The 17,551-nt window shown below is 57.7% G+C and carries 15 protein-coding genes and 1 tRNA gene; 9 read left to right on the top strand and 7 right to left on the bottom strand.

Going from position 1 to position 17,551, the window contains the following annotated elements; all coding sequences use genetic code 11:
* Positions 1-6: 6 nt before the first annotated feature.
* Complete coding sequence (locus tag AC2FJE_RS00205; RefSeq protein WP_496754159.1) at positions 7-351, top strand: MmcQ/YjbR family DNA-binding protein; 345 nt, start codon at positions 7-9, stop codon at positions 349-351.
* Between the two features lie 58 nt (positions 352-409).
* On the top strand, positions 410-1,597 hold the full coding sequence (locus AC2FJE_RS00200; protein WP_496754161.1) for a pyridoxal phosphate-dependent aminotransferase: 1,188 nt from the start codon (positions 410-412) through the stop codon (positions 1,595-1,597).
* Positions 1,598-1,603: 6 nt separating this feature from the next.
* On the opposite strand, the gene AC2FJE_RS00195 is transcribed toward AC2FJE_RS00200, so the two are convergent.
* A complete protein-coding gene (locus AC2FJE_RS00195; RefSeq protein WP_282118362.1) occupies positions 1,604-2,122 on the bottom strand; it encodes an outer membrane protein in 519 nt (172 codons plus the stop codon).
* Positions 2,123-2,539: 417 nt separating this feature from the next.
* On the opposite strand from AC2FJE_RS00195, the gene AC2FJE_RS00190 reads away from it, so the two are divergent.
* Positions 2,540-4,084, top strand: a complete 1,545-nt coding sequence (locus AC2FJE_RS00190) for a trimethylamine methyltransferase family protein (protein ID WP_496760326.1) — start codon at positions 2,540-2,542, stop codon at positions 4,082-4,084.
* Between the two features lie 54 nt (positions 4,085-4,138).
* Here AC2FJE_RS00190 and AC2FJE_RS00185 read toward each other — a convergent pair whose 3' ends face one another.
* Together AC2FJE_RS00185 and AC2FJE_RS00180 are read right to left on the bottom strand one after the other, a co-directional pair.
* A complete protein-coding gene (locus tag AC2FJE_RS00185; RefSeq protein WP_108859061.1) occupies positions 4,139-4,384 on the bottom strand; it encodes an EF-hand domain-containing protein in 246 nt (81 codons plus the stop codon).
* 544 nt (positions 4,385-4,928) lie between these two features.
* Entirely contained in the window at positions 4,929-8,549 is a 3,621-nt protein-coding gene (locus tag AC2FJE_RS00180) for a vitamin B12-dependent ribonucleotide reductase (protein WP_496695597.1), read from the bottom strand.
* Between the two features lie 535 nt (positions 8,550-9,084).
* Between AC2FJE_RS00180 and AC2FJE_RS00175 the strand changes: the two genes are divergently transcribed.
* Positions 9,085-9,519 carry a hypothetical protein gene (locus tag AC2FJE_RS00175; RefSeq protein ID WP_109311824.1) on the top strand — a complete coding sequence of 145 codons (435 nt, stop codon included), beginning with the start codon at positions 9,085-9,087 and terminating at the stop codon, positions 9,517-9,519.
* A 10-nt stretch (positions 9,520-9,529) separates the two neighbouring features.
* On the opposite strand, the gene AC2FJE_RS00170 is transcribed toward AC2FJE_RS00175, so the two are convergent.
* From AC2FJE_RS00170 to pdxH, 4 genes are all read right to left on the bottom strand, one after another.
* Positions 9,530-9,606: transfer RNA gene (locus AC2FJE_RS00170), tRNA-Pro, on the bottom strand.
* Positions 9,607-9,649: 43 nt separating this feature from the next.
* Positions 9,650-10,117 carry a DUF192 domain-containing protein gene (locus AC2FJE_RS00165; protein ID WP_472723842.1) on the bottom strand — a complete coding sequence of 156 codons (468 nt, stop codon included), beginning with the start codon at positions 10,115-10,117 and terminating at the stop codon, positions 9,650-9,652.
* A gap of 7 nt (positions 10,118-10,124) precedes the next feature.
* Positions 10,125-10,631, bottom strand: a complete 507-nt coding sequence (locus AC2FJE_RS00160) for a cold-shock protein (protein WP_369934646.1) — start codon at positions 10,629-10,631, stop codon at positions 10,125-10,127.
* 142 nt (positions 10,632-10,773) lie between these two features.
* Complete coding sequence (pdxH, locus tag AC2FJE_RS00155) at positions 10,774-11,379, bottom strand: pyridoxamine 5'-phosphate oxidase (RefSeq protein WP_282168237.1); 606 nt, start codon at positions 11,377-11,379, stop codon at positions 10,774-10,776.
* Positions 11,380-11,514: 135 nt separating this feature from the next.
* On the opposite strand from pdxH, the gene fabI reads away from it, so the two are divergent.
* From fabI to trpE, 5 genes are all read left to right on the top strand, one after another.
* Positions 11,515-12,321, top strand: a complete 807-nt coding sequence (gene fabI / locus AC2FJE_RS00150) for an enoyl-ACP reductase FabI (protein WP_282168236.1) — start codon at positions 11,515-11,517, stop codon at positions 12,319-12,321.
* A gap of 4 nt (positions 12,322-12,325) precedes the next feature.
* A complete protein-coding gene (gene gpt / locus AC2FJE_RS00145) occupies positions 12,326-12,835 on the top strand; it encodes a xanthine phosphoribosyltransferase (protein WP_058271741.1) in 510 nt (169 codons plus the stop codon).
* 57 nt (positions 12,836-12,892) lie between these two features.
* Entirely contained in the window at positions 12,893-14,068 is a 1,176-nt protein-coding gene (locus tag AC2FJE_RS00140; RefSeq protein WP_282168235.1) for an aminotransferase, read from the top strand.
* A gap of 84 nt (positions 14,069-14,152) precedes the next feature.
* Entirely contained in the window at positions 14,153-15,994 is a 1,842-nt protein-coding gene (locus AC2FJE_RS00135; RefSeq protein ID WP_282118357.1) for a peptidyl-prolyl cis-trans isomerase, read from the top strand.
* A 12-nt stretch (positions 15,995-16,006) separates the two neighbouring features.
* On the top strand, positions 16,007-17,518 hold the full coding sequence (gene trpE, locus AC2FJE_RS00130; protein WP_496754173.1) for an anthranilate synthase component I: 1,512 nt from the start codon (positions 16,007-16,009) through the stop codon (positions 17,516-17,518).
* Positions 17,519-17,551 lie beyond the last annotated feature (33 nt).

Raw genomic sequence — 17,551 nt, 5'->3', positions numbered from 1 at the left:
TCGACCATGAGCCGAGAATTTGTCAATTCCATCTGCCGCACGTTTCCAGGCGCTGACCTTTCCGACCCTTGGGGCGGAGGCCATGATGCCTGGAAGGTTGGCAGCAAGATGTTTGCCTGCATCGGCACCGCCAACGATGGCGTGTCCGTCAAAACGCCTGATATCGAGACAGCTCAGATGCTGATCGAAGCAGGCGTCGGTACCAAAGCCCCCTATTTTCATCGCAGCTGGATCCGCCTGCCGTTTGACTGTGACGAGGATGAGATGCGTCATCGGCTGGCCACATCCTACGATCTGGTGCGGTCTTCCCTGACGAAAAAAGTGCAGTCCACTTTGCCCCCACGAAGCTGATTGACATTTTCCAATGCCTCTGGCCCATTCTGCGCTGAAGACAAGATCGGAGCGTGCCATGAAACTGTCGCAGCGTATCACTCATCTGACCGGAGGTGGCAGTGATGGGTGGGATGTATTTTACCGTGCGCGCCGGATGATCAGCGAAGGGCACGTCATTACTGAACTCACCATTGGTGAGCATGACATTCGCACGCATCCGACCATTCTGGATGCCATGGATCTATCGGCACGTAAGGGAAACACCGGCTACGCTGTGGTGCCCGGGTCGGATTTGCTGCGCGATACCGTTGCGGCGCGCATTCAGGCCCGCACTGGTCAGAAGACAAGCCGAAACAACGTGCTGATCACCCCGGGCGGCCAATCTGCCCTTTTCGCTGCCCACGTGGCGGTGTGCAATCCCGGTGATGTCGGTCTGTATCTCGATCCCTATTACGCGACTTACCCCGGCACGATCCGGGGCGCCGGTGCGACAGCCCGAGCGATCCAGACAACCGCCGCGGATGCATTCCAGCCGCGCGCGCAACAGATCGATGCGGCGGCAGATGGTGCGGTTTCGCTGTTGATCAACAGCCCGAACAACCCCACTGGCGTCGTGTACTCGCGCGAGACGCTGAACGGTATCGCAGGTGTTTGCGGTGACCGCGACCTGTGGCTGATCTCGGATGAGGTTTATGACACGCAGGTCTGGGAAGGTGAGCATATCTCACCACGTACGCTGCCCGGAATGGCCGAGCGTACTTTGGTCGTTGGTTCGATGTCCAAGTCACACGCAATGACCGGGTCCCGATGCGGTTGGGTGGTCGGCCCCGAGGAGGTGATCGCCCATCTCATCAATCTGGCAACGCACACAACTTACGGCGTGCCCGGGTTCATTCAGGATGCCGCCAGTTTTGCTTTGAGCGCGGGTCATGATCTTGAAGAGGAAATCGCAGCTCCGTTCCGGCGTCGTCGCGCGTTGGCGGTCGAGATTCTTGCCACCCAGAACACCATTGGCCTCGTGCCGGCACAGGGTGCGATGTACCTGATGCTGGACATCCGCGCAGCGGGGCTAAGCGGTGAGGCATTTGCCAACGCATTGCTGGATACACACGCAATTGCCGTCATGCCCGGTGAAAGTTTTGGCACTGCGGCGGCAGGACACGTGCGCGTTGCGATGACAATTGATGACGACCGCTTTGCTGCAGCACTGAGAACGATTTGCAATTTCGCCGCCGTTCTGGCGGAAAGTCACGCGGCAGAATAGACGGCCTCAAAATCGGAAGGTTGTACGCAGGTTGAACACGTTGGCGTCAATATCGCCCTGACTTCGTGTGACGTCGTTAAAATCCTGACGCAAGGCCTCACCGCTTATGACGAAACTGTCGCCGATGGGATAGGCAATTCCGATGCCGTACACTGCGGCGGTGTCATTTTCCGGTGACGCATCCAATCGGGCCGCGCCCACGACGACATAACCCAAGGCCGGTCCGAAATCATAACCCCCGCGCAACTTAAGGCGGGTCAGACTGTCCACGCTGCCTTCACCCTGCCCCAGATCCAGAGAAAGTCGATTGTATTCCAGCTCACCGCCAAGAACGAAATTACCGAAGTCATGGTCATAACCGACAAGCGGGCCAAAAGTCGTGTCGTTTCCGCCAGAATTATTTGGGCCATCAACATCCGCATAACCAAAGCTGAAGCCCGCATACGCCCCCGTCCAATCCTCTGCATACACCGGTGCAGTGCCGATTGTCAGGCAAGTGGTCATGAGGGCCATCAGGGCTTTCATCAACCTCTCCAAAATTCCTTGCAGCGCGCCCACCAAACGATGGGCTTCATCACATAAAACTTGGTCTGCAATCGTTAAAAATCCATTGAGATCACGGACCACTCTTAAATAAGTGATAGAACCTTAACAGATTTTCCCATATTCGGGAAAAAACTTTACCCCACGGCAAGAACGTGATGCCGACAAGGCACAACGCTTCGTTTTTGGCCCCTCAGGTCGCAAACAGGACAGATTGTGCGCCCTCGTATTGAGAGAGTTCGCATCACCAATTGAGGACCCGCATGCAAAGTGACGTTTGGAAGATTCGCCTGATCAGCCGTACCATTGGTGCGGATCGCGGGCGTGCCGCGCGTGGGCGGCCGGTTGTGGTCTGAGTACACTCACCCTGAACGTACTTTTTCGACCGGACCTTAAATTATGAACGAACAAACCCGAAATTCATCGCGCAGCGGCGGTCGTGCCGCGCGCCGTGCGGCCCGTGCCACAGCGCTGCCCGAACATCTGCGCCCGATCCGCCCCGGCATGGAGGGCGGCATGCTGAAGGTGCTAACCCCGGCGCAGATCGAGCGTATCCACCAAGCCGCGCTGACCGCGCTGGAAACCATTGGTCTGGCGGACGCCCCACAGAGCGGGATCGACTATCTTGTCAGCGCTGGCTGTATCTTGGGTGACGACGGGCGTATCCGCTTCCCCCGCGCCTTGGTCGAAGACACAATCGCCAAGGCCAATCGCTCGGTCACATTGCATTCAAGAGATGGCAATTCCGATCTGGAACTGTCGGGCAACCGCGTCCACTTTGGTACTGCCGGCGCGGCTGTCAGCATGGTTGATGTTCACGGGCAGGAATACCGGGATTCGACACTTCAAGACCTGCACGACGCGTCCCGAATCTGTGAACAACTTGAAAACATTCACTTTGTTCAGCGCCCGATGGTGTGCCGCGACATCGCCGACAACCTCGAGATGGATTTGAACACGGTCTACGCCACCACGTCAGGAACGTTCAAACATATCGGCACGTCCTTCACCGAACCCAGCCATGTTGCCCCCGCGATCGAGATGCTGCACATGATCGCTGGTGGTGAGGATAAGTGGCGTGAACGGCCCTTTATGTCGAACTCGAACTGCTTTGTTGTTCCGCCGATGAAATTCGCAACCGAAAGCTGCGAAGTCATGGAGGAATGCATCAAAGCGGGCATGCCCGTTCTGCTGCTATCGGCCGGAATGGCCGGCGCCACCGCGCCTTCGACAATCGCTGGTGCTATTGCGCAGGCCACCGCCGAATGCCTGGCCGGGTTGGTTTATGTAAACGCCGTAAGTCCAGGCGCTCCCGCGATTTTTGGCACTTGGCCTTTTGGCCTTGATCTGCGTACAGGTGCGATGTCCATCGGGTCTGGCGAACAAGCACTCCTGACAGCGGGCTGCGCCCAAATGCACCACTTCTACGACCTGCCGGGCGGCGCGGCCGCCGGTGCATCGGATGCGAAACTGCCCGACATGCAAGCCGGGTGGGAGCAGATGTGCTCGAACGTCATGGCCGGGCTTTCGGGTTTGAACATGGTGTATGAGTCCGCAGGCATGCATGCCTCGCTGCTGGGATTCTGCCATGAAAGCCTGATCCTCAGCGATGATTTAATCGGGCAAGCGCAACGCTGTGTTCGCGGCATCGAAGTGACGGACGAAACGCTGGCACTGGATCAGATGGCCGAAGTCTGTATCGGAGGACCCGGTCACTATCTGGGAACCGTTGCAACGCTGAGCCGCATGCAGGCGGACTATGTCTACCCGACTTTTGGCGACCGGTCGTCTCCGAAGGAATGGGTTGAAATTGGCAAGCCCGATTTGATCGAAAAGGCGGTGAAGCGGAAAGAAGAGATTCTCTCGACGCCGTCTCCGGCCAGATTCGATCCGCTTTTGGATGCCGAACTGCGCGGCAGGTTTAACATTTATTTGCCGGCGTAACCCATTGAAATATGGCGGCCCGTGGGGGTACGGGCCGCCGATGCCTTCGCGGGATTAACCGTTGCTGGGCGGTAGCAACCCTGCTTCCTGCGCGATGGCAATTTCATCTGCGTCCAGCGACCCGTCGCCGTTGGCGTCCATCGCCGAGAAACCATCGGCGTCAACCTCGGGCAGAACGGCCTGAACTTCTTCTATGGTCAGAACTCCATCGCCGTTGGTGTCCGCCGAGGACTGCGCAGCAGCCATCGCCGGCAGGCCCAATACGAATGCGGAAATGATTGCCAGGTTTTGCGGTTTCATTGTGATGCCTCCTAAGTGGTATTTGTGTGTGTTTTCGTCCGGACAGGCACCACAGACACCAAACCGATGAACGTCGTCACCCCAACCCGGCAACACGCGCTGTTTCGCGCCATTCTCCGCGTGTTTGTCCGAGTCGCGTCTGCAATCAACCGCTGGGCGAAACGTACAATCCTCGTTTCGGCGGTTCTTGCCCGATGCGCCTGTGCCGTTCCGGCAAGGCCCTGCCTAAATCACCGACTCGGGGGGCAAAAAGAAAGGGGGCCGAAGCCCCCTGTCAGTTTCGCCATCCAGGCTCCATTCGTTGACCGCCCGGTGTTTTGTTTGCCTGCGGCCTGGACGTCGCATGGAACGAGCGCACCCGTCCCGTGAGAGAGTGGGAAAGAGCAAATATTCCGCCCCACCCTGTTCCCGGTCGACACGGGCATGTCGACCGAGTGGACCAAGGCGTATTTGGTAAGTCTCAACGCCTTGTTCCGTGTTCGTCGGGATCGGACATCCGAGGGGAAACCCTGATCCCTACACCCCGCCTGACGGGGCGTTTTCCTTAGCTACACCCGCTGGTCGCTCCGCAGGTGTTGCACTTCATGCAGGTGCCATTGCGCACCAGCGTGTAATTTCCGCATTCGCCGCAAGGATCGCCCTCGTACCCCTGCATCTTGGCCTTGGTCCGTGCGTCCATGCCCGTGGCAACGGCAGTTTCCGCAACCGGAGCTTCGAATTGCGCAGCCGGTTCTGCCATGCCGTTCACTTCCGGTTGGCCGCCGTTGAACACCACCAGATCCTGCGGCAGACGTTTGCGCAGATATCCGGTCGAGCTGATTTGTTTCAACACTTCCAAGGATTTGGACGCAGCGCTGTCACTGATTTCTGATACGTTGGACAGTCCGTCTTCTTCGCCGCGGCCCAGATCGTCGAAGGTTGCGCCTTCGGGTTTCACATGGGCCAGATCGGTGCGATCCAGATAAGACACGGCCAGTTCGCGGAAGATGTAATCCAGGATCGAGGTCGCGTTCTTGATCGAGTCGTTGCCCTGCACCATTCCCGCCGGTTCAAACTTGGTGAAGGTAAAGGCGTCGACGAATTCTTCCAGCGGCACACCGTATTGCAGGCCAACCGACACTGCGATGGCAAAGTTGTTCATCATCGCCCGGAAGCCAGCGCCTTCCTTATGCATGTCGATGAAGATCTCGCCCAGCTTACCGTCTTCGAACTCACCTGTTCGCAGATAGACCTTGTGGCCACCGACGATCGCTTTCTGGGTGTAACCCTTGCGGCGATGCGGCAGTTTCTCACGATGGCTGCGGATGATTTCCTTGACGACGACCTTCTCGATGACCTTTTCGGCGAGAACGACGGCTTTTTCATGGGCCGTGCCGCTTTCCAGCACCTCTGCTGCCTCGTCATCGTCCTCGACCAATGCGGCCGCCAGCGGCTGCGACAGTTTCGAGCCATCACGATACAGCGCGTTGGCCTTCACACCCAGCGACCAGCTGAGTTCATAGGCTTTCTGGCAATCCTCGATGGTCGCGTCATTCGGCATGTTGATCGTTTTGCTGATCGCACCCGAGATGAAGCTTTGCGCCGCAGCCATCATGGTGATGTGGCTATCAACCCCAAGGAAACGCTTACCTTTCTTGCCGCACGGGTTGGCGCAGTCGAAGATCGAATAGTGCTCTTCCTTCAGGTGCGGCGCGCCTTCCAGCGTCATGGTTCCGCAGACATGGTCATTGGCTGCGTCGATATCCGCCTTGGTAAAGCCCAGATGGCGCAGCAGATCGAACGTCGGATCATTTAGCTTGGTCGCCGGGATGCCCAGAACGCCGGTGCAGAAATCCTCGCCCAGTGTCCACTGGTTGAAGACGAACCGGATATCAAAGGCGCTTTCCAGCGCGGCATCCACCTTGGCCAGCTCATTTGGGCCAAACCCGTGACCGGTCAGCGAGGTGTGGTTGATCCCCGGCGCGTTGCCGATGGTGCCGTGACCAACCGCGTAACCCACGATCTCTTCAATCTGAGACGAGGAATAGCCCTGCTTTTCCAGCGCCGACGGCACCGAGCGGTTGATGATCTTGAAGTAACCGCCACCCGCGAGCTTTTTGAACTTCACTAGGGCAAAGTCGGGCTCGATCCCGGTCGTGTCACAATCCATCACCAGACCAATGGTGCCGGTGGGCGCGATCACCGTGGCTTGCGCGTTACGATAGCCGTTCTTTTCGCCAAGGCTCAGCGCCTCGTCCCAAGCCGACATCGCTAAATCGACCAGACGCTTGTCCGGGCAGTTGCCATGGTCCAGAGGCACCGGTTTGACGGCCAGTTTCTCATACCCATCGGTCACACCTTGCGAGGCACGGCGGTGGTTACGGATGACGCGCAGCATGTTGTCTGCGTTGCGCTCATAGCCCTTGAAGGGTCCAAGCTCTCCGGCAATCTCGGCCGAGGTCGCATAGGCCACGCCGGTCATGATCGCGGTCAGCGCGCCACAGATCGCCCGACCCTCATCCGAGTCGTAGCTGTAACCCATGTTCATCAGCAGACCGCCGATGTTGGCATAGCCCAGACCCAAGGTGCGGAAATCATAGGACAGTTGCGCGATTTCTTTGGATGGGAACTGCGCCATCGTGACTGAGATTTCCAGCGTCAGGGTCCACAGGCGCGAGGCGTGCATGTAGTCTTCCGCCTGGAACTCACCATCCTTGAGGAAGGTCAGCAGGTTCATCGACGCCAGGTTACAAGCCGTGTCATCAAGGAACATGTATTCCGAGCACGGGTTCGAACCGCGAATCTCACCATCTTTGGGGCATGTGTGCCATTCATTGACGGTGTCGTGGAACTGAATGCCGGGATCGGCACAGGCCCATGCGGCGTGGCCGACTTTTTCCCAAAGGTCGCGTGCCTTGACTGTCTTGGCAACTTTGCCATCGGTGCGGTTGATCAGTTCCCAATCGGCATCTTTCTCAACTGCGGTCAGAAATGCATTGGTCACGCGGATCGAGTTGTTCGAGTTCTGACCCGAGACCGAGCTATAGGCTTCCGAATCCCAGTCCGTATCGTAAGTCGGGAATTCAATGCTGTCGTGACCCTGCTTGGCATAGTCCAGAACGCGCTTGATGTAAGTTTCTGGGATCGCGACCTTTTTGGCTTCGCGAACCGCGTCCTTCAGGGCGTCATTCTTCTTGGGATCATACGCGTCGTCTTGCGCGCCGTCCCATGTGCGGATGGCCTCGAAAATGCCGTTCAGCATCTTCTCGTGCATCTTCGATCCGGCTACGATCGAGGCCACCTTCTGCTCTTCGATCACCTTCCACTCGATGAATTTCTCGATGTCAGGGTGATCAGCATCGACGATTACCATCTTTGCTGCTCGACGGGTTGTTCCGCCTGATTTGATCGCGCCAGCGGCGCGGTCGCCGATCTTGAGAAAGCCCATAAGGCCCGAGGACTTGCCGCCACCCGACAGCGCCTCGCCTTCTGCGCGCAAGTGGCTGAAGTTGGTCCCGGTACCCGAGCCGTATTTGAACAGGCGCGCCTCGCGCACCCACAGATCCATGATGCCGCCTTCGTTCACCAGATCATCATCGACAGACTGTATGAAGCACGCGTGCGGCTGCGGATGTTCATACGCGGATTTCGATTTGGTCAGCTTACCGGTCTTGTAGTCGACGTAGTGATGACCTTGCGCGGGACCGTCGATTCCATATGCCCAGTGCAGACCGGTGTTGAACCACTGTGGGCTGTTCGGCGCGGCGCGTTGGGTCGCCAGCATATAGCGCATCTCATCAAAGTAGGCGCGCGCATCCTCTTCCGTCGAGAAGTAACCACCCTTCCAGCCCCAATAGGCCCAGGCGCCCGCCAGGCGGTCAAAAACCTGCTTTGAAGACGTCTCACCATCGAACTCCGCGTCATCGGCCGGGACCGAGCGCCACAGAAATTCAGGGACGTCTTTCTCTTTTACTTTCTTCAGCTTAGTCGGCACGCCCGCCTTACGGAAATACTTCTGCGCGATGACGTCGCTGGCAACTTGGCTCCACCGCGTGGGCACTTCGATGTTGTCTAGGCGAAAAACGATGGTGCCATCGGGGTTTCGGATCTCAGACGTCGCTGAGACAAAGTCCAGTTCCGCATAAGCGTCCTGCCCCGGTTTCGTAAATTTCCTGTCAATCTTCATGTCCGCACGCCCTAGATTCAATCAACTTGTCTTTCAGCGTCAGGTCCTCAAGACGCGGACCGATCGCCATGCCGTATAAAATTGGGCGCAATAGACCAGCCGCTGCATTCTGCAGCGCAAAACCGATCAAACGGTTGCACGTTACTATGATGTGCTTTCCGACCCTCGCCCTGTGCCCTATTCTGGTTTTGATACCAGATTTTGTGGCAACCCTTCCGGCCCATACAACTTGGCGTATCGACCCATAGATCGTCAACGCCATTTTTAAGTCATTTTTGATATCTTTTGTGTTGACCCATTTCTGACAACTTGCATCCGGACACCCTGTTCTGATTCCTCCACAGGTTCATCCACCGGGTACACGCAGAGATTTCAAAAACCCGCAGGTAAATTAACTGTGTTTCCCGGCACAGTTATCGGAATTTGATAATCTAACGTTAAGATGTCTAGGTTGGATGAGAATCACGAAGCGGTCATTCTGATCCGCGGCGCTGGGTAAACAGCCAGGCGCGATCACACAAAGGGGAGCGGACAGATGTCGTTGTTACGTTTACTTCCGATTCTGGCCCTGATCGTGGCCTGCACACCACAAGATGTGCGCCCTCCGGCACGCAGCGCCCAGTTCGATGATTTCCCCAAAAGGCTGTTCGACACGTTCGAGATAAGCTGCGACGGCCCGGGTGAACGCTTTGAAAGTACCGGGAATCGGGTTTTCGAATGCACCGAGCTTCTACCTCCGGACATGACCGCTTTTCTGATTCTCAACTATGACGGTTACCCTCAGGATCTGCCCAAAAGCGTGATGCGGCTGACAACGACCAAGAACAACTCGGGCTACCGTGTCGATGCCGAGCTGTATTTCAACGTCCCACGCAAAAGCGGCCCGTCGGTCAAAGTACCAGTGGAAAGCGAAACGCTGGATAAGGCGCTTGGCGCGCTTTACCAAGCGTTGGGTGGATCACCAACATAAGTGAAAGAAGTGGTCGGGGCGGCAGGATTCGAACCTACGACCCCCTGTACCCAAAACAGGTGCGCTACCAGACTGCGCCACGCCCCGAACCGTGCGCCTTCCTAACCATGCCAATCTGATTTGAAAAGCCCTAACAGGACCAAATTGCAGGACCTTGCGAAAAAATTTCGTGCCGCATGACGGTTCCGGGCTTAATCGAGTAGCGCGCGGCCAGTCCGGCGTTGATTTCGAGAACCGCAAAGACGGAATCGCCACCCTCGATTGGCGTCAGATCACCGGGAATCGCACCTTGGTGGACATGCGTTACCGTACCGGCCCGATCGAGGAAAATGATGTCCAGGGGAATCAGCGTGTTCTTCATCCAGAACACCACGGGCTGCGGCGGGTCAAAAACGAACAGCATGCCCGAACGGTTTGGCAGCGACTCGCGGAACATCAATCCACGCGACCGATCCTGCGGACTAATCGCCAATTCGATATTGAAACGGATCTGCGCCGAGTCGTTCTTGATGTCGATCTGATCAGGCTTACACGCAGCCCAGGTCATCCCGGACCAAAGCAACAAAACCGCTAAAAGACCCGAAAAAAACTTAGGCATGAAACACTCAGTCGTCCAAAGCAGCTTCCCAGGCCAGTACCTGAGCCGCCATACGTCCACGCTTGCCACTGATGACACGCATCGCGAGGGCCTCGCCCGGCTGCAGATCCGACAGACCAGAGCGGCGCAGAACTTCGATATGCAGGAACACATCTTCACCACGGCCAAAAACATTGGCGAACCCAAAACCTTTGCCTTTGTCGAACCATTTGACTCGCGCGGCCTCTAGCGGGGCAGCGGCGATCTCAACCGGATCAAGCTCGGCAAAATCAGCCAGCATCATCGTGTCCGTCCGCGCTGGCGGATCGACACTGATGACCTCGACCGCCTGAACACCACGGTCCGTGCGATGGGTCATGATTTCTATGCCCGCACCATCTGCGACCGAACTTTGGCCGAAGTTGCGCAACACATTGACGTGCAACAAAATATCCGGACCGCCCTCATCAGACACAACAAATCCGAAGCCCTTTGCAGGGTCAAACCATTTCACGTGTCCACGGACGCGGTACATGTTGTTCAGATCTTCTGGCACGGCGTTCCCATCGCGAAAATTGTCATTTCGTTAAGGGTCCGATGTGTATGGGAATGGCTCGCAAATTCAAGCTGAAAAAACCCTTTGTTTTCGGCTTCTTGCATTTCACGATACGCGAACGTCATGGATTTAACCTCTGTATCTGCCAGTCGGAACCCACTTGATCCCGCTGCCATCGGAACCTGTCGTGCAACCGAAAGGCCCCATCGGCCCAGAATTCGATTTCGGTTGGCACCAGCCGATAGCCGCCCCAAAACGGCGGGCGTGGCGGGTTCGGGCCCAACTTGGCCGTCACCTTGGCCACCTCGGCCATCAGAACCGAGCGACTGCTGAGAGGCTGAGACTGCTTGGACGCCCAGGCCCCCAATCGACTTTTTAGCGAGCGGGACGCATAATATTCATCCGCCAGCGGCCCGCTTTCTCTGGTAATTGTACCACGAACTCGGATTTGCCGCCGCAGAGATTTCCAATGCATCACAAAAGCAGCTTTTCCAGCACCGTCCAACTCGACCGCCTTGGCACTTTCGTAGTTGGTGTAGAACACAAAAGCTGCCGGTTCGATCTCTTTCAGAAGAACCATTCGCACATTCGGCATACCGTCCGAATCGACGGTCGCCAAAGCAATAGCGTCCGGATCGTTCGGTTCATTCTCTTTGGCCTCAGCCAGCCACCGCCCCGCTATTTCAAACGGATCGGTGCCGGCAAATATGCCGCTACGTTCGCTCATTCCCATCCCCTGGAAACTAATAAAGCCCACCCTAGGGCGAGAACCCGCCACGGGCAAGAGCGCGCGGCCTTGATGCAGCGCACCCAATGGCATAAACCATCCCAACATAACGCGAAGACAGGCGGAGAACCAAACATGTCAAATCAGTTGATGGCCGGCAAACGCGGCCTCATCATGGGACTGGCCAATGATAAATCAATCGCATGGGGAATAGCCCGTGCCTTGTCCGAATCCGGAGCAGAGCTGGCTTTTTCATATCAAGGCGACGCACTTAAGAAACGCGTTGACCCACTGGCCGCACAGCTTGGCAGCGAAATTGTTCTGCCCTGCGACGTCAGTGACGAAGAATCGATTGATACGCTGTTCACATCTCTGGAAGAGAAATGGGGCAAGCTGGACTTTGTTGTTCACGCCATCGGGTTTTCGGACAAGAACGAGCTTCGGGGCCGCTACGTCGACACGTCGCGCGCGAACTTCAAACTGACCATGGACGTGTCGGTCTATTCCTTCACCGCCGTGATGCAACGGGCCGAGAAGATGATGTCCGAGGGCGGCAGCGCAATTACTCTGACCTATTATGGTGCTGAGCAGGTGATGCCGCATTATAACGTGATGGGTGTCGCCAAAGCTGCACTTGAGGCATCGGTCAAATATCTGGCCGAGGATTTGGGCAAGGACGGTATCCGCGTGAACTCGATCTCGGCCGGTCCGATCAAGACATTGGCCGCCAGCGGGATTGGCGACTTCCGCTACATTATGAAATGGAACGAGTATAACTCGCCCCTGCGCCGCAACGTGACTATCGATGATGTTGGTAAATCGGCACTGTATCTGCTGTCGGACCTCAGCAGCGGTGTAACAGGAGAAAACCTGCACGTGGATTCGGGTTATCACATTGTCGGCATGAAAGCCGTCGACGCACCTGACGTCGAAAAGGGTTAATGACATGAGCGCCAAGGATCGCCTGCCCCACGAAAAAGGGTTTCACATCAGCTGGGATCAGATCCACCGTGATTCCCGCGCCTTGGCCTGGCGTCTGGACGGGCAAGGCCCGGATGACGGCGCATGGCGCGCTGTTGTGGCCATCACCCGTGGCGGTATGGCGCCTGCGATGATCGTCAGCCGCGAGCTGGACATTCGCACCGTCGACACAGTCAGCGTGCGCTCGTACCACCATCAGGACCAAGGCGAAGCCGAGGTGTTGAAAGCCCCCGATGCCCAGCTGATGCGCGACGGCGAAGGTATTCTGATCATCGACGATCTGGTCGACAGCGGCAAAACGCTGGAGCTGGTGCGCGCAATGTACCCCAAGGCGCATTTCGCGACAGTTTACGCCAAGCCCAAGGGTCGTCCGATGGTGGACACGTTCATCACCGAGGTCAGCCAGGACACCTGGATCTTTTTCCCTTGGGATATGGCCCTGCAATATGTCGAGCCCTACCGCGGGACCGACTAAAAGAACCCTCTCAACCCACAAAGAGTGAGGCAAAGCCTTACCAAGGACAGGCCCGTCATGACCCAGTCCCGTACCACCGCGACATTTGCCCCTCCGGTCATGGAGGCGCGGCGCTGGTTGGAGGGGGTGGAGTTTCCTGATGACCGTCCCCTGATCAACGTCAGCCAGGCGGCCCCGGTCGATCCACCGCCCCTGGCGTTGCGCGAAGCGATTGCCAGCTTTGCCGTGACCGAAGACAGCGCCCATCTTTACGGGCCGGTTCTGGGCAATCCTGCCCTGCGATCTGAACTCGCCCTTCAGATCGGGTCGCATTATGACGCGCTGGTGTCCAGCGATCAGGTGGCAATCACCTCGGGCTGCAATCAGGCATTTGCGGCTGCGGTCACAGCGATCACCGATCAGGATGACGAGGTGATTGTTCCAACGCCCTGGTACTTTAATCACAAGATGTGGCTGGACATGGCAGGCGTCCGAACCGTGGATCTGCCAACCGATGACGCTCTGCTGCCCGATCCGGACGCAGCCCGTGCTCTGATCACTGACAAAACCCGCGCTATCGTTCTGGTGACCCCGAACAATCCCGGCGGAGTGGAATACCCTGCCCCTTTGGTGCGCGCATTCTTTGATCTTGCGCAAGAGGTCGGCATCCGGCTGATCGTGGACGAAACATATCGGGACTTCGACAGCCGCAGCGGCCCACCGCATGACCTGTTCGCCCAGCCTGACTGGGATCAAACCCTGATCCACCTCTATTCCTTTTCCAAAGCATACAGGCTGACCGGCCACCGTGTCGGCGCGATTGCGACCGGCACTGACCTGCTATCCGAGATTGAAAAGTTTTTGGACACAGTCGCCATCTGCCCAAGCCAGATCGGCCAGCACGCAGCCCTTTGGGGAATGCAGAACCTGTCGCAATGGCTGGCAGGAGAACGGGATGAGATCCTCGACCGCCGCGCCGCAATTGCCGAGCTGTTGCCAAGCCTGACGGACAAGGGTTGGCGGCTGCTGGGTCTGGGCGCTTATTTCGCCTATTTCGAACACCCGTTCGATATCCCATCGGACGAACTGGCCCAACGACTGGTCCCCGAGGCCGGTATCCTGCTGCTGCCCGGCACAATGTTCATGCCCGAAAATGATGCGGCCGGAAAACGTCAGGTTCGTATCGCATTTGCCAATCTGGACCGCGCCGGATTGGGGCAATTGTTCGAACGGCTGGCTGCTCTGTCCTTCTGAGCTTGCTCCCCGACGGTGCGCGTCGTATTCAGGGCCGCAACCGACAGGGCAGTTACCTGCCGACAAAAGCACGAAGAGGGCACAATGGCCGCAGGCGTAAAAAAGTTATCAAAGACCTTTGTCTGGATTCTCATGGGCCTTTTGATGCTCGGACTTGCAGGGTTTGGCGCAACCAGCCTCTCTGGCACCGTGCGTTCGGTGGCCCAAGTCGGGAATGAGGATATCTCGGTTGATGACTATGTCCGCGAGCTGCAGCGCGAAATTCGCGCGGTTGAACAACAGACAGGCCAGCCTTTGCAAATGTCGCAGGCCATTGAATTTGGTCTGGATCGTCTTGCCTTGTCGCGCCTGACGGCTTTAGCAGCGCTGGACAATGAGGTCGGTTTGTTGGGTATCTCGATCGGTGATGAGAACCTGCAGGAAGAAATTGTTGCGATTCCGGCTTTTCAGGGCGTCAACGGCACATTTGACCGCGACGCGTATCAGTTCCAACTGGAACAGGTCGGCATGTCAGACACCGAGTTCGAATCGGACCTGCGCAAGGAAACATCCCGCACAATCGTGCAGAGTGCCGTGGTTAGCGGTGTGAAGATGCCCGAAACCCTCACGCAGGTGTTGACCGACTACGTTGGTGCCCGCCGCAGCTTTACCGTCGCAACTTTGGCGCCTGACGCCCTGCCCGCACCTGTTGCCGCCCCGACCGACGAGCAGGTCCAAACGTTTTATGATGAGAACACCGAGCTGTTCGCCCTGCCGCGCACCAAAAAGCTGACGTATGCGATCCTGTCACCCGAAATGCTGCTCGACGACGTGGAAGTCGACGAGGATTCGGTAAAGCGTTTGTACGAACAGCGCGCAACTGAATTCCAACAGCCCGAGCGTCGCCTAGTTGAACGCCTGACCTTTCCGGATCAAGAAGCAGCACAAACTGCCATGGCTCAGCTAGAGGTCGGCGGAGCAACCTTCGAACAACTGGTTCGGGATCGCCAACTTGAGCTCAGCGATATCGACCTTGGCGACGTCACCCGCGAGGATCTGGGCGAAGCAGCCGATGGTGTCTTTGCTGCCGATCTGGACGCTGTTGTCGGCCCGCTGCCTTCCACCTTCGGACCGGCGCTGTTCCGCATCAATGGCTCGCTTGCCGAAAACAACACGTCGTTTGAAGATGCCGCCCCTGCCCTGCGCGAGGAATTGGCAGCCGATCGCGCCCGCCGCCAGATTGAGGCGCAGGCCGAGGATATCAATGACCTGCTGGCCGGTGGCGCGACTTTGGAAGAACTGACCTCCGAGACCGAAATGGAGTTGGGCCAAATCGACTGGAGCGCGCAAACCGGTGAAGGCGTGGCCGCCTATGACGGGTTCCGCAGCGCGGCCGAAGCCGTACAGGACGGCGACTTCCCCGAGGTTGCGTTCCTCGAGGACGGCTCGATCTTTGCTCTGCGTCTGAACGAGGTTCTCGAACCCCGGCCGGAACCGATTGATTCTGCGCGTGACCGCGTTGTTGCCGCCTGGACCCAGGCCGAAACCAACAAGGCGCTGGAAGAACAGGCAAATGCTGTTCTGGAGCAGGTGCAGACCGATGGTGAGTTTACGGCTACCGGATTGCCGTTCCGCGTCGAAAACGCCCTGACCCGCACGGCCTTTTTGGAAGATGTACCTGCAGACTTCATGACTCAGGTCTTTGAAATGGAGCAAGGTGACCTGCGCGTCATTCCCGGTGCCGGAACCGCGTTTATCGTGCGTCTGGATGAACTGTTGCCACCTGCCGAAACAGATGAGCTGCGTCAGGTCCAAGCGGCCCTTACCGCGCAGCTGGATCAGGCTTTGGCACAGAACATCTTTGATGCGTTTGTCCGCGATGCACAGGTCCGTGCCCGTCCCGTCGTAGATCAGCAGGCCCTGAATGCTGTTCAGGCGAGCTATTAAAAGAGACTGAATATGGCGCTGACCCCCGACTTTGACCGCTTCGCCCGCGCCTATGAGGCAGGCGAGAATCAGGTTGTCTACACACGCTTAGCCGCTGATCTGGACACGCCGGTTTCCTTGATGCTCAAGCTGACAGGCGCGCAGAAAGACGCGTTCATGTTGGAATCGGTTACCGGTGGTGAGGTTCGTGGCCGCTATTCGATCATCGGGATGAAGCCGGACCTGATCTGGCGCTGCCAAGGCGAGACGTCCGCGCTGAACCGTTCGGCCCGGTTCGACCCTGACGCGTTCTCGCCCGAAACGGGCAACCCGATGGATAACCTGCGGGCGCTGCTGGCGGAAAGTAAGATCGACCTGCCGGACGACCTACCCCAAGCCGCAGCCGGGCTGTTTGGCTATCTCGGCTATGACATGGTGCGGCTGGTGGAATACCTGCCTGATGTGAACCCTGATCCGCTCGGCCTGCCTGATGCCATCATGCTCAGACCCTCGGTCATTGCTGTGCTGGACGGCGTCAAGGGCGAGGTCACGGTTGTGTCGCCCGCATGGGTCAGCGAAGGGCAATCGGCCAAGGCTGCTTATGCACAGGCCGCAGAACGTGTTATGGACGCAGTACGCGATCTGGAACGCGCCATGCCCGCCGAAACTCGCGATCTTGGCGATGCGTCCGAGGTCGCGGCACCGGTGTCGAATTTCACCAAATCCGGGTATTTGGAAGCGGTCGAAAAGGCCAAGGAATACATCCGCGCGGGCGACATCTTTCAGGTTGTTCCGGCACAGCGCTGGACTCAGGACTTTCCGCAACCTCCTTTCGCGCTCTATCGTTCGCTTCGGCGCACGAACCCGTCGCCCTTCATGTTCTATTTCAACTTCGGCGGCTTTCAGGTCGTGGGCGCAAGCCCCGAGATTCTGGTCCGCGTTTTCGGAGATGAGGTCACGATCCGCCCCATCGCCGGCACTCGCCCGCGCGGCGCGACCCCCGAAGAGGATAAGGCCAACGAGGTTGATCTGCTGGCCGACAAGAAAGAGTTGGCAGAACATCTGATGCTGCTGGATCTGGGCCGCAACGACACCGGTCGTGTCGCAAAGATCGGCACTGTGCGCCCTACCGAAGAGTTCATCATCGAACGCTACAGCCACGTGATGCACATCGTCTCCAACGTTGTTGGTGAGTTGGCCGAAGACAAAGACGCACTGGATGCCTTCTTTGCCGGAATGCCTGCAGGCACCGTTTCAGGCGCGCCAAAGGTTCGTGCAATGGAGATCATCGACGAGCTCGAGCCCGAAAAGCGCGGCGTTTACGGCGGTGGTGTGGGGTATTTCAGTGCTGGCGGCGACATGGATATGTGTATCGCCCTGCGTACGGCCATCGTGAAAGACCAGAATCTTTATATTCAGGCAGGCGGAGGCGTGGTCTATGACAGCGACCCCGAGGCCGAATTCATGGAAACCGTCCACAAATCGAATGCCATACGGCGCGCAGCTGCGGACGCAGCCCGGTTTACCGGCTCTGGCAACTCTTAAAGAATAGCGGCTGACCTCATGGTCAGCCGTTTT

The sequence above is a fragment of the Ruegeria sp. CDSC002 genome, from assembly GCF_059610905.1.
The sequence above is the reverse complement of the archived record's forward strand: the minus strand, read 5'-3'. Positions and strand labels throughout refer to the sequence as shown.

Coding starts and splice junctions, on each gene's coding strand:
- AC2FJE_RS00160 (WP_369934646.1), bottom strand. CDS start 10,631: ATGTACCGCGTCCGTGGACACGTGAAATGGTTTGACCCTGCAAAGGGC.
- AC2FJE_RS00165 (WP_472723842.1), bottom strand. CDS start 10,117: ATGCCTAAGTTTTTTTCGGGTCTTTTAGCGGTTTTGTTGCTTTGGTCC.
- gpt (WP_058271741.1), top strand. CDS start 12,326: ATGAGCGCCAAGGATCGCCTGCCCCACGAAAAAGGGTTTCACATCAGC.
- AC2FJE_RS00140 (WP_282168235.1), top strand. CDS start 12,893: ATGACCCAGTCCCGTACCACCGCGACATTTGCCCCTCCGGTCATGGAG.
- AC2FJE_RS00200 (WP_496754161.1), top strand. CDS start 410: ATGAAACTGTCGCAGCGTATCACTCATCTGACCGGAGGTGGCAGTGAT.
- AC2FJE_RS00195 (WP_282118362.1), bottom strand. CDS start 2,122: ATGAAAGCCCTGATGGCCCTCATGACCACTTGCCTGACAATCGGCACT.
- trpE (WP_496754173.1), top strand. CDS start 16,007: ATGGCGCTGACCCCCGACTTTGACCGCTTCGCCCGCGCCTATGAGGCA.
- AC2FJE_RS00185 (WP_108859061.1), bottom strand. CDS start 4,384: ATGAAACCGCAAAACCTGGCAATCATTTCCGCATTCGTATTGGGCCTG.
- AC2FJE_RS00180 (WP_496695597.1), bottom strand. CDS start 8,549: ATGAAGATTGACAGGAAATTTACGAAACCGGGGCAGGACGCTTATGCG.
- AC2FJE_RS00175 (WP_109311824.1), top strand. CDS start 9,085: ATGTCGTTGTTACGTTTACTTCCGATTCTGGCCCTGATCGTGGCCTGC.
- AC2FJE_RS00205 (WP_496754159.1), top strand. CDS start 7: ATGAGCCGAGAATTTGTCAATTCCATCTGCCGCACGTTTCCAGGCGCT.
- pdxH (WP_282168237.1), bottom strand. CDS start 11,379: ATGAGCGAACGTAGCGGCATATTTGCCGGCACCGATCCGTTTGAAATA.
- AC2FJE_RS00135 (WP_282118357.1), top strand. CDS start 14,153: ATGGCCGCAGGCGTAAAAAAGTTATCAAAGACCTTTGTCTGGATTCTC.
- fabI (WP_282168236.1), top strand. CDS start 11,515: ATGTCAAATCAGTTGATGGCCGGCAAACGCGGCCTCATCATGGGACTG.
- AC2FJE_RS00190 (WP_496760326.1), top strand. CDS start 2,540: ATGAACGAACAAACCCGAAATTCATCGCGCAGCGGCGGTCGTGCCGCG.